The following is a 13,464-nucleotide window of genomic DNA, read 5'->3' as shown; positions in this document are numbered from 1 at the left end:
TCCAGGCGGTATGTGAGTCTATTTATCGTTCTTGTGTGGGTGCAGGTTTGAGCGTAGCCGACTGGGGCGAGGTATCCCAGCGATGAATGCCTCCGGTCATGATTGTATTCATATTTCCAGTCGCCGATGATGACTTGGGCATGCAACAACGAGTAAAAACTGTTGATATTCAAACACTCATCGCGCAATCTGGCGTTCAACGATTCAACGTAGCCATTGTGCCAGGGTTGGCCGGGCGGGATATAGGACAATGCTGTCCGGTTGGCTGCCCAGGTCGTCAACGCTTGGGAGATGAATTCGGGCCCGTTGTCACTGCGCAACACCGCAGGAGCGCCCCGCTGAGCGATCAGTGCTTCTAGGTGGTCGATGAAGCGATCTGCGGTGATGGATCGCTCAACCAGGCCGCCGAGGCACTCGCGAGTGTATTCATCCACGATCGAGCAAATCTTGAGTACTTTGCCTGACTCACAGACATCGAACTGGAAATCCACTGCCCACACCACATTGGGGGCATCCGCCACCGGGGCGTCGATGGTGGAGCTGCCGACCCGTTTGCGTCGGTGTCGCTGGGGCACTTGGAGTCCTTCGTCACGCCACAGGCGCTGGATTTTCTTATGATTGACGTGCCATCCCTCCCCGCGAGCATCATGGTAAGCGCGACGATATCCCCAGCGTGGGTGGTCTGTGGCGTATTGACGCAACCAGGCACGCAGCGGCTGGTCAGGATCAGCCACGGTGTCCTGGTTGAGGGGTCTGCGCCATGCAGAGCGGGACAGCCCAGCCAGACGGCATGCCATACGCTCACTGATCGAAAAGGATCGTAGCAAGTGAGCAATCGCGGCACGGCGTCTGCCTGGGCCGAGAAGTTTCCCTCTGCAAGCTCTTTCAACGCGGCTTTCTCTAGCTCAGCCTCGGCCAGGAGCCGTTTCAGCGTGGCGTTTTGCTCCAGTTCTTTGAGCCGCTTGGCGTCATCGGCCTTCATCCATCCGTATTGGTTGCGCCACCGATAATAGGTTTGCTCGGCGACCTCAAGTTCGCGGCACACGTCAGCTACGGTGTTGCCTTCACCTAGAAGGCGGTCTGCTTGGCCAAGTTTCCGAACTATCTGTTCCGGCGTGTGGCGCTTTCGTTGAGTACTCATCGTGTAATCCATTCTCCCCGAAAATACGGGGTTTATGGACTCACATAACGATTGGACCTAAAAAATGGGGTCAGGCCGATAATGCTCGTATATATAAAATTGCGATTTTGCAGAATATTGAAGACTACCTCGTTGGAGAAATGCTAGACCAACAAAATGGTGTCAATTTTGCTGATTTTTTCATGTCAGCTTTTCTTGGTTGTCGCTTAGCGGACGACGCTGAAGTGCGGACCAAACAATTTACTGATTCGTCATTGCGGTGGATAAACAATGTCGACAACCATGAACTTAAAACACAGTATGCGACAGCCCTTCTGGCCTATATGCATTCCCAAGAGACAACTTTTCAGGCAACTGACTTTGCGACAAGTTTTTTGCGATCTGAAGACCAAGATAGCTATTTAACTTCATTACCGGACGAAGTTTCAACGGGTGTGATTGAAAAAACTTTGGGCCTGCTGCACGGTTAGGTGACAGGTGGTGTGTTAGGAAGCGAGTACTACCTGGGTGTTCATCATGGTCTCAAATTCCACAGGGGTCAACCGGCCGAGCCGGGTTTGTCGGCGTCTGCGGTGGTAGGTGCGTTCGATCCAGGTGACGATCGCCAGGCGAAGCTCACCTCTGGTGGCCCAGGGTTTGCGGTCCAGCACGTTGTTTTGCAGTAGCGAGAAGAAGGATTCCATCGCTGCGTTATCGCCAGCGGCGCCGACTCGGCCCATGGATCCGACCAGTCCGTGACGTTTTAGGGCACGCACAAATTTTTGGGACCGGAACTGAGATCCGCGATCAGAATGCACCACAACACCTGCCGGATTGCCCCGGTGGGCGACCGCCATCTCGAGCGCATCTACCGCAAGTCTTGCTTTCATCCGCTTGTCAATCGAGTAGCCGACAATCTTGTTCCCGCACAAATCCTTGATCGCACACAGGTACAGTTTTCCTTCCGCGGTCCAATGCTCAGTAATGTCGGTGAGCCAAACTTGGTTTGGGGCGTCAGCGGTGAAATCACGTTGCACGAGATCATCGCCCACGGGCGGGCCAGCCTGCTCGTAGCGTCGTTTACGCTGCGTGATCACTGACGTGATCTCGGCCACGTTACACAGCCGCCACACGCGCAGCTCTGACAACACATGGCCGAGCTCCTCGAGTTCGTCAGAGAGGCCCCGATACCCAAACTCGGGCTCTTCTGCATGTAAGTCATGCAGCTCGTTGATCAAGTGAGCCTCTTCCCATATCCGGTCGGCGACGGGCTGCCGCAACCATTTGTAATAGCCCTGTTTAGTGAACCCCAGTACCCTGCACGTCACCGCGACCGGCACCGCAGTTGAACACCTGCCCGTTGACAGTCGCCGATCCATTCGATGCACTGCGAAGCAATCCGGTTCGTTCGATCAAGTTTCCAGAATGCAACGGCCCCTATTTTTTCTGCCTTGATGTCAGCGTTGAGCTGACGCCACCCTTTTCGAGTCTTGATCGCTGGGGAGCTTGCAGAATCGTTGTCGATGTACTCGCCCATGATCGTCCAGCCTCCCTCTGCCGTGAGCATGCGCGTCAAGTCGATCCTCTGCCGCTCGATCGCGTCGGCCTTGTCCTTGTGGTACTTCGACAACCGCAAATACAGATAGATCGGCTTCGTCCCCGGGGTTGGGGACTCGGGGCCCGTCTGCGTGTAGGCCGGATAGACCATCGATCGGCCTGTACGGCCTGGACGAGCATTGACGCCTGGTGGTGTCGTGATGTGTTCATGTGCTTCCTCCTTGTTCAAGGAGGTGCACTTTCCATCCCGTGCCTCCTCCCCCGCGAAAACACCACACGAACCCACATTTAGGAAGGTTCCACATGGCAACTTGGCTCATTACCGGATGCTCCACCGGACTCGGACGCGCACTAGCTCAAGAAGTGTTAGCCGCCGGGCACAACGCCGTCATTACCGCTCGCGATACAGCGACGCTGACAGAGCTGGCCGAAGCGTATCCACAGACGTACCTGGCTGTGCCGTTGGATGTTCGGTTTGGTGACCAGGTGATTGCAGCCGTGGATACCGCCCACCAGCATTTTGGTGATATTGACGTGTTGGTCAATAACGCCGGCTATGGATATCGCGCCGCCGTGGAAGAAGGCGAAGAAGATGAGATCAAACAGATGTTTGAGACGAACTACTATGGTGCGGTGCGCATGATCAACGCAGTACTGCCCGGTATGCGGTATCGTCGCAGCGGGACGATTATCAATATTTCTTCAATTGCCGGGCAGCGTTCAGCTCCTGGTTCGGGCTTTTATGCGGCGTCTAAAGCCGCCTTGGAATCGACCTCGGAAGCGCTACAGCAGGAAGGTGAGCCACTGGGCATTCGGGTGGCTATCGTACAGCCGGGTCCGTTCCGTACCGACTTTGCAGGCCGCTCACTGCGCCAGTCCGCTGATCCGATTGAAGCATACGCTGAGACTGCTGGTCGCCGTCGGAAAGAACATGATACCAGCGATGGTACTCAGCCGGGTGACCCAGTTCGGGCAGCCAAAGCGATTATCACGCTGGCCGAGACGCCGCAGCCACCGATGCGTCTGGTATTAGGAAGCACTGCCGCGAAGCTGGCTGAGGTAGATCTGAATCAACAGCTCGATGATCTCATGGACTGGGAGCCGGTGAGCCTCAGCACCGAATTCTCCACCGAAGCTGACTAGCGTTCTAACCGAATTTTATCCCGGGCCGCGGTGAGCTTTTCAGCCACCGCGGTTTGGACGTTAATGAACATATAGAGCAGACCAATCACGGTGAATGCACCGACCACTGTCCCGACCAACACATCATGTGGGTAGTGGTGGCCTGCCAGCACACGTGAGATGGCTTCGAGAATGGCCACCGGAAACACCAGGTATGACAGCCATGGGATGGCAAAGGCGAGACCCATGGCTAGTCCGAAGGCGATGACCGTGTGGTTTGAGGGGTACGAAAAATTGCTGATGTCCGGGCAGCTGCCGCCGGTATCAAACGTATGGCAGGGCCGGATCATGCCATAGGTATCTTTCAAGATCAGCTTGTTGATCGCGTAGACCAGGGTGGTTGCTGCCCCGCCGAAGACCAGTCGGACAAAGGGCACATGGTCCTTGAGTATCAGCGTTCGCAGCAACATGACGCCGTAGAGGCCGACGAGAACCAGCATCGTGACGGTAGATAAGGTGGGTCCGATATTGACCCAGGGCTCGACAGCCACGGTTTCGAAAAGCTCCGCGCTCCATGCAGGAACATCCGTCAGCGCCCCGATGGTTGCCGCCACCATGAGCCAAATGAGAACCGGCCCCACGATCTGTCTTGTCTTACCCAAAAAACCCTCACATTTTCGCACGTTTTGATTATCGGCCGGATGGCGCAACAACATCGTTGTTACTCTAATCTTGCATAGCCATTCACACCGAATTAACTCGCCGAGTGCGTGATTCCGTTTTCTAAGTAGCGATGACTTTGTTAAAAGACTTCGGCCTCGAATCCAAGAGCATGGATTCGAGGCCGACGTTCTGCTGGACTAAAGGTGTCCTAGGAGTGCTACCTAGTTGGCTGCACGGCGACGCATGTACAGCAGTCCAGCACCTGCGGCTACCAGCAGGACGCCTCCAATAGCCAGGATGGCCGCTGAGGAACCGGTGTCCGAGAGTTTTTCATCGGAAGCTTCTTCTGCAGTTTCCTCATCTTCTACTGGGTCTGCAGTTTCGGAAGGATCTGCTGTCTCAGTTGGAGCTGAAGTGGTTGGAGTTTCCGTTGGCTCAGCCGATGGAGTTTCACTTGGCGCTGGAGTTTCCGTTGGTTCAACGATGACTTCTTCAGCAACAGTGATGGTGACCGTGGCTGGTTCGCTGTCTGCTTCGCCGTCGTTGGCAACGTAGGTGAATGAGGTGGTCCCGGAGAAACCCTCTTCTGGGGTGAAGGTGACGTTTGCGCCGTCGCCTTCAAGTTCACCTGCGAGGTCGTCGGTATCAACGACGTCAAAGGTCAGGTCGTCTTCGTCTGCATCCGAGCCGGTCAAGGTGATGTCGGCTGGGGTGTTGAAGTCAGTTTCAACATCCTGATCATCAGCAACAGGTGGAGTGTTTTGGACTTCTCCGACCTGAATGGTCACGGTTGCGGTGTTACTGTCGTATTCACCGTCGTTCGCGGTGAAGGTGAAGGAAGTGGAGCCTTCAAAGCCTTCTTCAGGTGTGAATGTCCAGTTTGCGCCGTCGCCTTCGAGGGTACCGTTGAGTCCCTCGTCGTTGACGGTGTAGGTGAGCTCGTCTTCGTCTTCGTCGGTGGCGACCAGAGCAATATCTAGCGGCTCGTCAACACCAGTCTCGAGGTTTTGGTCCTCGGCCACCGGTGGAATGTTCGCCGGAGAGGAGCAGGTACCTGCTTCGATCATGACGGTCGAGTCATAGATGGTGTCCGAGACATCAGCGATAGCTAATTTCAAGGTATTGGTCTCACCAGCATTGACCTCGGCTTCAAAACCGAGCACGGTGGTCATGCCGTTCAAACCCGTGTCATAGGGAGAAGTTCCGCCAGACACATAGTCGTTGTCACGGAAGTACTGGGCGTTTTGATCAGCATTGATGTTGTTGATCGAAACGAACGTCTCGGTACCGTCTTCTCCGGTGATGGTCGCTTCGTTCTCGCCGTTCACGAAGAAAGCGAATCTCACATAACGAATGGACCTAAAAAATGGGGTCAGGCCAACCATGTCAAAGAGTGGCACTTCGATCATCGTGCATTTTGTCCACCGACCGGTGCCACCGGCTTCCCGGTAGACTAGCTCGGCATTGTCGCTGATGGATGCGCTGGGTTCAAAGGCATCAATGGCCGCAAACATTTCGTCGAAACTGTACCATTTGCAGGCTTGCCAGGTTTGACCCCCGTCAGCAGTTTCAATGCATCCCATCAGAGTACCGTCGCCGTCGAGCACATCGTGACGGTAGACGGTGCGATCAACATAGTCGTCGTAGCGGCTGCAATCAAGGTCAAGGTCTTTCCAAACCTGCTGCATTGGTGCAACATCGAACGGCGATTCCTGCCCTTGTCGTTCACCAGTGGACCTGTCATAGTAGGTCCGTCAAAGACCGGAGTTCGTGCGGTGAGCTGATAGGTCACACCAGGTGACGATGCGTCTTGGATGACCAGCGTGCCGGTGGCTGGGACAGTGACCATGATGGCACCTTCGTCACCGGTGGTTTCAATGCTGGCGCGTTGTTCACTGGGCTTGTCAGCACCTCGGTCGATGCGCCCGATGCCGATGAAGTCGTCGTCACCCTCCCGCATGTAGCCCTCCATGGTGCTGTAGGTTGCAGGCTCATTCGAGGATTGGGGGTTAATCCAGGTTTCTAAGTGAACGTACTGGCCTGGTAAGAAGTGAGTGTTGAGCTCGTCCAGCAACTGGTCAGTGGTGTGTAGTTGTCGTCCTGGCTCTGGGGTTGCAGGGGTATGGTTCAGAGTTTCAGTCGAAAGTGTCATATACAGACTGTGTCCGGCACGAGTGTCATTTTCAGAAGCTAACTGCACGGAGTTCAGAAGGCGTCTTCAAAACCGATGCCGAGGACCTTTACCCGTCAGGACATAGTTCCCTTGTATGATGATGCGTGTCCGAGCCTGCTTTGATTGGTCTTTACTAGTCCTCATGGACTACTGTGGTGTGCATGACACTTTGATCCTTTTTCCTCCTCGTGTCTGAGGCGTGCGCCCGACGAGGTTCGAAACGTTCAAGGATCTTTTTGTGTCGTATTCACGCACCGTATATTCCCATCTGCGAGTTGAGGGCTTGTCGAAGTCTTTTGCGGATCGCAGAGTCTTCACTGACATTTCGTTTGTTGTCCCGCAAGATGATTGTGTCGGGGTGATCGGCGAAAACGGTGCCGGCAAATCTACCTTGCTTCGCATTATTGCCGGCCATTTATCTGCTGATGCTGGGCAGGTCGAAATTTTCCACCATGACACCGTACAACCAGCTGTCGGATTGTTGTCTCAGCAACCGTCTTTTGCGGCGTCTGAAACAATGGAAGACGTCTTGGAAACCGCCGTCGCTCCCCTACGGGCTGCGGTTTGCGAAGTCGACGACGCCGCCCAAGCTCTTGCTGACCGTCCTCACCAAGAGGCTGCCATGGTGCGGTACACCGAAGCGTTGGACCGTGCGGAACGTTTCGCCGCTTGGGACGTGGACGCGCATGTGAACCGGATGGTCGCAGGATTAGGCCTGGCGGATGTCGAGCTTTTGGCCCCTGTGGGTCAGCTGTCCGGGGGGCAAACTGCACGCCTCGCGTTGGCGAGTTTGTTATTGAGTGCCCCGGACGTGTTGTTGCTAGATGAACCCACCAACCATCTGGATGATGACGGAGTGGATTTCATCAGCGGTTTGGTGTCCAACTGGCGAGGACCTGTGCTGATTGCCAGCCACGACCGGGCCTTTCTGGATCACACGGTACGGTCGCTGATCGATTTAGATCCTGCCCCACAACCGCATCAACTTAACGAGGCCGAGGATCAGCTCACGACCAGGGGGATCACCCGATTTACGGGCACATACTCTGACTACATCCAGCATCGACGTGACGCTCGACGGCGCTGGCAAAACCAATACGACCAAGAACAAGCCCAGCTAAAGCGGCTCCGAGCGGCAGTGGACCAAAATCAAGTCGTCGGCCACGAGGATTGGAAACCCCGCACCGAAATTCGGATGGCCCAGAAATACTATGCCGATCGCAACGCCAAAGTCGTGGCCCGTCGAGTCAATGACGCCCGATCCAGGTTACGAGAGTTAGAACAGCGTCAGATCGTGAAACCTCCACGCGAACTGTCCTTCCAGGGTCTCGATGCCGCTTACACCACCGGGCCACACTATGCCCCTGACGAGGAGCTTATCCGGGCAACGCAGGTGGCAAGTACACACCGGCTGGCCCCGACCTCGCTGGCGATTACCGCGAATGACCGGTTGCTGATTACCGGCCCGAATGGAGTGGGGAAATCCACGCTGCTTGCCATCATGGCCGATAAGCTAGCACCGGACTACGGCACCATCATGCGAAAACCCGGTCTGTCCGTCGGCCTGCTCACGCAGGAAAGCGACTTCTCAGCATTTGCTGGTCAGACCGTCCAAGCGGTCTACGAACAATCGGTGGGACTAACCGTGGCCGAGGCCACCCCCTTGACAACGTTTGGCCTGTTGCATCCGCGCGACCACACCCGGTCGATCGACAGCCTCAGCGTCGGACAACACCGCCGTCTGGCCCTGGCCATCATCCTGGCTAACCCACCCGAGGTGCTCATGCTTGATGAGCCGACCAACCACTTCTCGCTGCCGCTGGTCACCGAGCTCGAAGCATCCATAGAACACTACCCCGGAGCAGTCATTGTCGTGTCGCACGATCGATGGCTCCGCAATCACTGGAACGGCAGAACACAACACCTCACCAACTCGGATGCGTCGGAGAGCTAGTGTTTCGAGAAGCTCATGGCACAGAATTTTCAAAAACGGTCACTTCATGCTCCGATGCCGAGAACCTTTTTCCCGTCGAGACGGAGTTCCCCTGTCGGGGAGACGTGGCGGTAGAGGGTTTGGCGTGTGACACCGAGTTCTTTGCACAGCTCGCCAATGTTGGTACCGGTGTCATTTTCAGAAGCTGACTGCACGGATTTCAGAAGGCGTCTTCAAAGCCGATGCCGAGGACCTTTTTCCCGTCAGGACGTAGCTCCCCCGTCGGAGAGACGTGCCGGTAGAGGGTTTGGCGTGTGACTTCGAGTTCTTTGCACAGCTCACCGACCTTGGTGCCGGGTTGGCCCATGGACGCCATTGCGAGTCGGACTTTTGCCGCGGTCATTTTGTAGGGTCGTCCACCTTTGCGGCCACGTGCTCGTGCTGAAGCGAGTCCAGCCTTTGTGCGTTCGGAAATCAGTTCGCGTTCGAATTCGGCCAGGGCAGCGAAGATCCCGAAGACCAGCTTGCCGGAGGCGGTAGTGGTGTCGATGGCAGCACCTTGGCCGGTGAGTACCTTCAAGCCCACACCACGTTCGGTCAGGTCATGGACGACGTTGACCAGGTGACGCAGATCGCGTCCGAGGCGGTCCAGCTTCCATACCATCAGTGTGTCACCAGACCGCAGCGCTTTCAAACAGGCAGTCAGCTGTGGCCGATCGTCTTTCTTACCGGAAGCCTTATCTTCATAGAACTGGCCGGGCTCGACACCGGCGGCGAGCAGCGCATCTCGTTGCAGGTCCGTCGTTTGGGAGCCGTCTGCTTTCGAGACCCGCATGTATCCGATCAGCATCGTGGTCTTCTCCTGTCATGTATCCTGTCGTTTCTGAACGGCCAGGGCAGTAGCAACCTCCAGCGCAGTATTGTTCGAACTCCGCCTCCTTAGTCCCGTTTGAATATTTGGCGCGCGATTCGTTGCACGTTACGCGCTGCCCGATCATCAGGCGTGCCAAGTGGATTATCTGGCACCATATACGTCCAAGTAGCTGAGGGCCGCCGCAGACCAAGCTGGTCGATGACATCTGCGCGAGCATCAACATCGAAACTTGCCACCAGTTCACAAACGCTTTGGTCTAGCCTGTCAAAGAAGTCATCAAACTCGCGGAGCGCAATGAGGTGAAACTCTTGAACGGGGTCCTGGCCAGCGAGTACTCGCAAGTTGATGCCTTCTCTGACGTCGTTGAGGAACGCGAGGTGGGAGGTCCACGCATCATCGATGATATGAAGTGAGATAGTACGGACCAGTGCCTTGTACCCCGGCCAATCCAGCTTCGTTATCAAATTCTCAGCATGGTCAGGGATGGTGCGCCGAACCCGGGTAGCCATCTGATCAGCGCCATGCAGCAGATCCAAACGATTGGTGATCACAGCTTGGCGCTGGATAGCAATAGCTCTGTTGTAATGCCACGTAGAACGATGCCTCTCTAAGCGAAGCGCTTCAGCAATCTTTTGAGAGGAGTTCACAATATCAACTAGCTCGCGGGAGGTGATCTTCCGCCCTCGATGTTGAAGCTTCCTTCTCATGAAGCCCGGCACATGAGCGTCTATAAGCTCATCGGTTAGGGAAACAAAGCGCAGCGATACACCGGGGTCTCCCTGCCGTCCTGCCCGACCGAGTAATTGCGCATCCAGTCTGCGTGACGGGTACAGCGAGGTGGAAATAACCGCGAGCCCACCAAGCGCCACGACCCGATCTCTGTCGCTCTCATCGGGGCCGCCAAGTTTAATATCAGTGCCTCGACCGGACATTTGCGTTGAGATTGTCACGGAACCATACTGCCCAGCATGTGAGACAATTTCGGCTTCCTCCGCAGAATTGCGCGCATTCAGGACCTGGGCGAACACACCTTCAGCGCATAATTCGGTGGCTAAGTGTTCCGACTCGGCAACGCTCTGGGTGCCGACTAAGACTGGTTGACCTCGTGCATGTCTTTTCGTGATCTCATCGAGAATGTCGTCTTCTTTGTCGGCATTGGTAAAGAAGACTCGAATGGGTTCATCAACCCGGATTCTTTCCTTATGCGGCTCTATGCGGCCACTGGCCGTGCTGTAGAACTCTTGAAGCTCGTCAGCTACCGCAAGCACTGTGCCGCTCATACCTACTAGCAAGTCGTAACGCAGCAGAAGGTCTTGGATCGTTAAAGAATCCAACACAATACCTGGTGCCGTGACTGTCAAACCTTCTTTCGCCTCGATCGCCGCGTGCAGTCCATCTGGCCAGCGGTGCATATGCGATATGCGCCCCCGTGACGTGTTGATCAATCGGAGAGCACCGTTTTCGACCAGATAATCAACATCACGATGGATCAATGCTCGGGCATGCAGTGCGAGGTTGATTCGCGTGAGCAGGTCAATATTTTCGGTGTCATATAAATTGACCCCACCAAAGTGGTCTTCAAGTAAGTCCGTACCAAGCTCTGTGAGCGAGACTGCGCTGCGATCAGCATCCACCACAAAGTGTTCACCGGGCTGCAAAAGCTCGACAAGCGAGGTTGCGCTATAGAAATCAGCGTCTATATTATCGCCCTCGCCGGCAAGTACCAGCGGTGAGATGGCCTCATCGATCATCACGGCATCCGCTTCGTCCACGATCCCAACGTCGAAAGTAGGTCCCACCTGTTCTGACACACTGTGTGCGAAGCCATCTCTGAGGACGTCGTAACCTACCTCACTGACAGGCGCATAGACGACATCGGCAGCGTAAGACAGCTTTCGACAGGTCTTGGAAGTGCGCTGCCCAACCCAGGCGACACGGATGCCGAGCAGCTCATAGATTGGCCCCATCCAGTTGGCATCGCGTTCGGCGAGGTAGTCGTTCACTGACAAAACATGAACCCGCCGTCCAGAAAGACTGTGAGCAGCAGCCGCCAGTGCACCTACGATGGTTTTGCCTTCACCCGTATCCATCTCAATGACATAGCCATGTATCATCGCAGCGCACCCAAGAAGCTGTTCATCGTATGGCTCTATCCCCAGTGCCCGGCTGCACACCTCGCGGGCAGCGGCCAAGACTCGCACCAAGCTCCGGCGATCGTCAACCACGCTACCCTGGCCCGCAGTAGCAGCCCACGCACGAAGCTCATCGTCAGGAACACCGGAGATCTCCGGTTGTACCGACCTGACATCGTCTACGATAGAACGAAATCGCTGCAATGCGGCTGTACCAGGAGTGCCAAGAGCACGAAGGAACCAACGCGGAAGATACTGTCGTATCAAAAAACCTCCAAAATTGTAGTTCCACCTCGCGAAAGTGACCGGTCCCGAACAGCGTTTTTGCTACAGATCCTTACCAAACTACGTTAGTCAAACCAAGCGTTCTTCCAGCCCGAACAGTATGTCATAATCGATCGTTTAAGTGACAATCCGACGGCACAGCACCGACTAGGGAAAATTGTCACTTAACCCGTTACGTATTCTACGTCATGCAAACAGGGTCGCCGGCAGCTAATGTGACAGATATTCTAGACGCAAGAGCACCCTCTTATGGGTTGATGGTGGCAGTGATTTCCATGGCCACCGGCACACCTTCGTCGTGGAGTACTGCGGCTTGTCGTAGTTGACGAAGTTGGTGGCCGTTTTTATCCAGGTATTCGACGAAGTCGAGATACTTCGGATGCAGCAAACGACCGCCTGCAGTATCGTCAAGGAGGTCGTCTTCAACCTCATCGATCTCGGTGCGCACGAATGCTTCGGTACGATCTGGCAGAGTCCCAGTGCGTAGCTCTACACCGTCGAGGGAGAAGTCCTTCGGGACTGGTTCACGCACCGGCCAACTCAACAATACCTCCACCTCATCAGCGGCATCAGCTGGATCGATAGCAGTCCACCAGCCGCCGATAGGCGGATTACCCGCCTGAGATAGTGCGGTGTGGAGCATCTGAAAGTCGCTGTTTGCCCAATCGGCATCGTCAATGTCATCGTCTGCGACCCGGACCGTGGTTGCAATCGCTGCCCAATGGGTGGGACCGACATGTCGGGTTTTGACGTCTGGCTGCTGGCCTGATTCGGCCAGCATGCCTTGGCCGATACGGATCGCTCGGTCTTGAACTTCCCGCTGGGCTTGGAGCTGACGCTCATGGGAGGCCAGCAGGTCCACAGCACGGTCTGGCTCCTGCAACACCTGTTCGACAGATTCCAGCGGCATCCCAGCTGCCCGCAGAACCCGAATAGTGGTAGCGGCCCGTAGCTGCCCGGCGGCGTAGAACCGGTACCCGGTGGCCGGGTCGACCTCGGCCGCTGGCAGGATTCCACGCTCATCATAAAATCGCAGCGCCTTCACGCTGATACCGGTGTGCAGGGCAAATTCTCCAATAGTCATCATGACTGCAATCTCCTCAAGTAGGGCTAACACTTTTCAGTATCAGGCCTCCAGTAACAGGAGAGTCAAACGCTCCACACCCTGCAGCCAGACACCCGTATTGAGGATCGGCAACCGCACAGGGAAAACGCCTGACCGATAAGGAACTCAATGGCAGGTTGTGCAGGCGACTCCTGACAATGACATGTCAGAAGCTGGCTGCACACCCCGCGCCACGACTGGCATCGAAATGCAGTCGCCTTCTGAAACTGACAAAACACTGATTTTCAACCTGCGTTTACAGCATACTCTCGTCGGGCTGCAAGGTGTGTAAAAGGGTATACCTGGTTGGATGTTATTCATGAGCTACAGATCGTGTGGTCAATGTGTCCTTGTATCGTTATAGAGGCTCAGGTGTCAGAGCTTTGCGAGCGGTATTGCGGCTATCGGTATAGAAGAAGATCTGGTCTATCTTATGATCCGCTAATTTGGGATTTAATGTCACGATATTCTCCATGGCATGGGTCTTCAACCTCATGTTG

At 55.4% G+C, this 13,464-nt stretch carries 11 protein-coding genes and 2 pseudogenes; 3 read left to right on the top strand and 10 right to left on the bottom strand.

Annotated elements, in window-relative coordinates:
- Positions 1–35: 35 nt before the first annotated feature.
- Positions 36–1,141: pseudogene (locus A6F49_RS01720) on the bottom strand (IS3 family transposase); the annotation flags it as partial.
- A 107-nt stretch (positions 1,142–1,248) separates the two neighbouring features.
- Here A6F49_RS01720 and A6F49_RS01715 point away from each other — a divergent pair.
- On the top strand, positions 1,249–1,611 hold the full coding sequence (locus A6F49_RS01715) for a hypothetical protein (protein WP_150119349.1): 363 nt from the start codon (positions 1,249–1,251) through the stop codon (positions 1,609–1,611).
- A 15-nt stretch (positions 1,612–1,626) separates the two neighbouring features.
- Here the strand turns inward: A6F49_RS01715 and A6F49_RS01710 are convergent.
- Positions 1,627–2,460: pseudogene (locus tag A6F49_RS01710) on the bottom strand (IS3 family transposase); the annotation flags it as partial.
- Complete coding sequence (locus A6F49_RS01705) at positions 2,445–2,828, bottom strand: recombinase family protein (protein ID WP_043056753.1); 384 nt, start codon at positions 2,826–2,828, stop codon at positions 2,445–2,447. The pseudogene A6F49_RS01710 and the gene A6F49_RS01705, both read right to left, overlap by 16 nt.
- A 152-nt stretch (positions 2,829–2,980) precedes the next feature.
- On the opposite strand from A6F49_RS01705, the gene A6F49_RS01700 reads away from it, so the two are divergent.
- The gene (locus tag A6F49_RS01700; protein WP_043055672.1) at positions 2,981–3,820 is read left to right on the top strand and encodes an oxidoreductase; all 840 of its coding nucleotides are present in this window, start codon (positions 2,981–2,983) and stop codon (positions 3,818–3,820) included.
- Here the strand turns inward: A6F49_RS01700 and A6F49_RS01695 are convergent.
- The 3 genes from A6F49_RS01695 to A6F49_RS01685 all read right to left on the bottom strand — a co-directional run bounded on the left by A6F49_RS01695 (position 3,817) and on the right by A6F49_RS01685 (position 6,614).
- Positions 3,817–4,461, bottom strand: coding sequence for a phosphatase PAP2 family protein (locus A6F49_RS01695; protein ID WP_161485754.1), 645 nt, complete (start codon positions 4,459–4,461; stop codon positions 3,817–3,819). The two genes, A6F49_RS01700 and A6F49_RS01695, sit on opposite strands and share 4 nt — an antisense overlap.
- Positions 4,462–4,683: 222 nt before the next feature.
- A complete protein-coding gene (locus tag A6F49_RS01690; protein ID WP_150119348.1) occupies positions 4,684–6,150 on the bottom strand; it encodes an Ig-like domain-containing protein in 1,467 nt (488 codons plus the stop codon).
- A complete protein-coding gene (locus tag A6F49_RS01685; RefSeq protein ID WP_150119347.1) occupies positions 6,045–6,614 on the bottom strand; it encodes a hypothetical protein in 570 nt (189 codons plus the stop codon). The genes A6F49_RS01690 and A6F49_RS01685 overlap by 106 nt, the downstream gene beginning before the upstream one ends.
- A gap of 259 nt (positions 6,615–6,873) precedes the next feature.
- Here A6F49_RS01685 and A6F49_RS01680 point away from each other — a divergent pair, with 259 nt between their 5' ends.
- Complete coding sequence (locus A6F49_RS01680) at positions 6,874–8,589, top strand: ABC-F family ATP-binding cassette domain-containing protein (RefSeq protein WP_043055670.1); 1,716 nt, start codon at positions 6,874–6,876, stop codon at positions 8,587–8,589.
- 44 nt (positions 8,590–8,633) lie between these two features.
- On the opposite strand, the gene A6F49_RS17605 is transcribed toward A6F49_RS01680, so the two are convergent.
- The 4 genes from A6F49_RS17605 to A6F49_RS01665 all read right to left on the bottom strand — a co-directional run bounded on the left by A6F49_RS17605 (position 8,634) and on the right by A6F49_RS01665 (position 12,946).
- The gene (locus tag A6F49_RS17605; RefSeq protein WP_407643822.1) at positions 8,634–8,783 is read right to left on the bottom strand and encodes a helix-turn-helix domain-containing protein; all 150 of its coding nucleotides are present in this window, start codon (positions 8,781–8,783) and stop codon (positions 8,634–8,636) included.
- Positions 8,784–8,788: 5 nt separating this feature from the next.
- On the bottom strand, positions 8,789–9,418 hold the full coding sequence (locus tag A6F49_RS01675) for a recombinase family protein (protein WP_043055669.1): 630 nt from the start codon (positions 9,416–9,418) through the stop codon (positions 8,789–8,791).
- An 89-nt stretch (positions 9,419–9,507) separates the two neighbouring features.
- Entirely contained in the window at positions 9,508–11,841 is a 2,334-nt protein-coding gene (gene secA2 / locus A6F49_RS01670) for an accessory Sec system translocase SecA2 (protein WP_043055668.1), read from the bottom strand.
- 265 nt (positions 11,842–12,106) lie between these two features.
- Positions 12,107–12,946: a MerR family transcriptional regulator gene (locus A6F49_RS01665; RefSeq protein ID WP_043055667.1), complete on the bottom strand. Its 840-nt coding sequence runs from the start codon at positions 12,944–12,946 to the stop codon at positions 12,107–12,109.
- Positions 12,947–13,464 lie beyond the last annotated feature (518 nt).

This window comes from Enteractinococcus helveticum, assembly GCF_001657475.1.
Lineage (GTDB): Bacteria > Actinomycetota > Actinomycetes > Actinomycetales > Micrococcaceae > Yaniella > Yaniella helvetica.
Note: the sequence above shows the minus strand (reverse complement) of the source record. Positions and strands in the feature narration are given on the sequence as shown.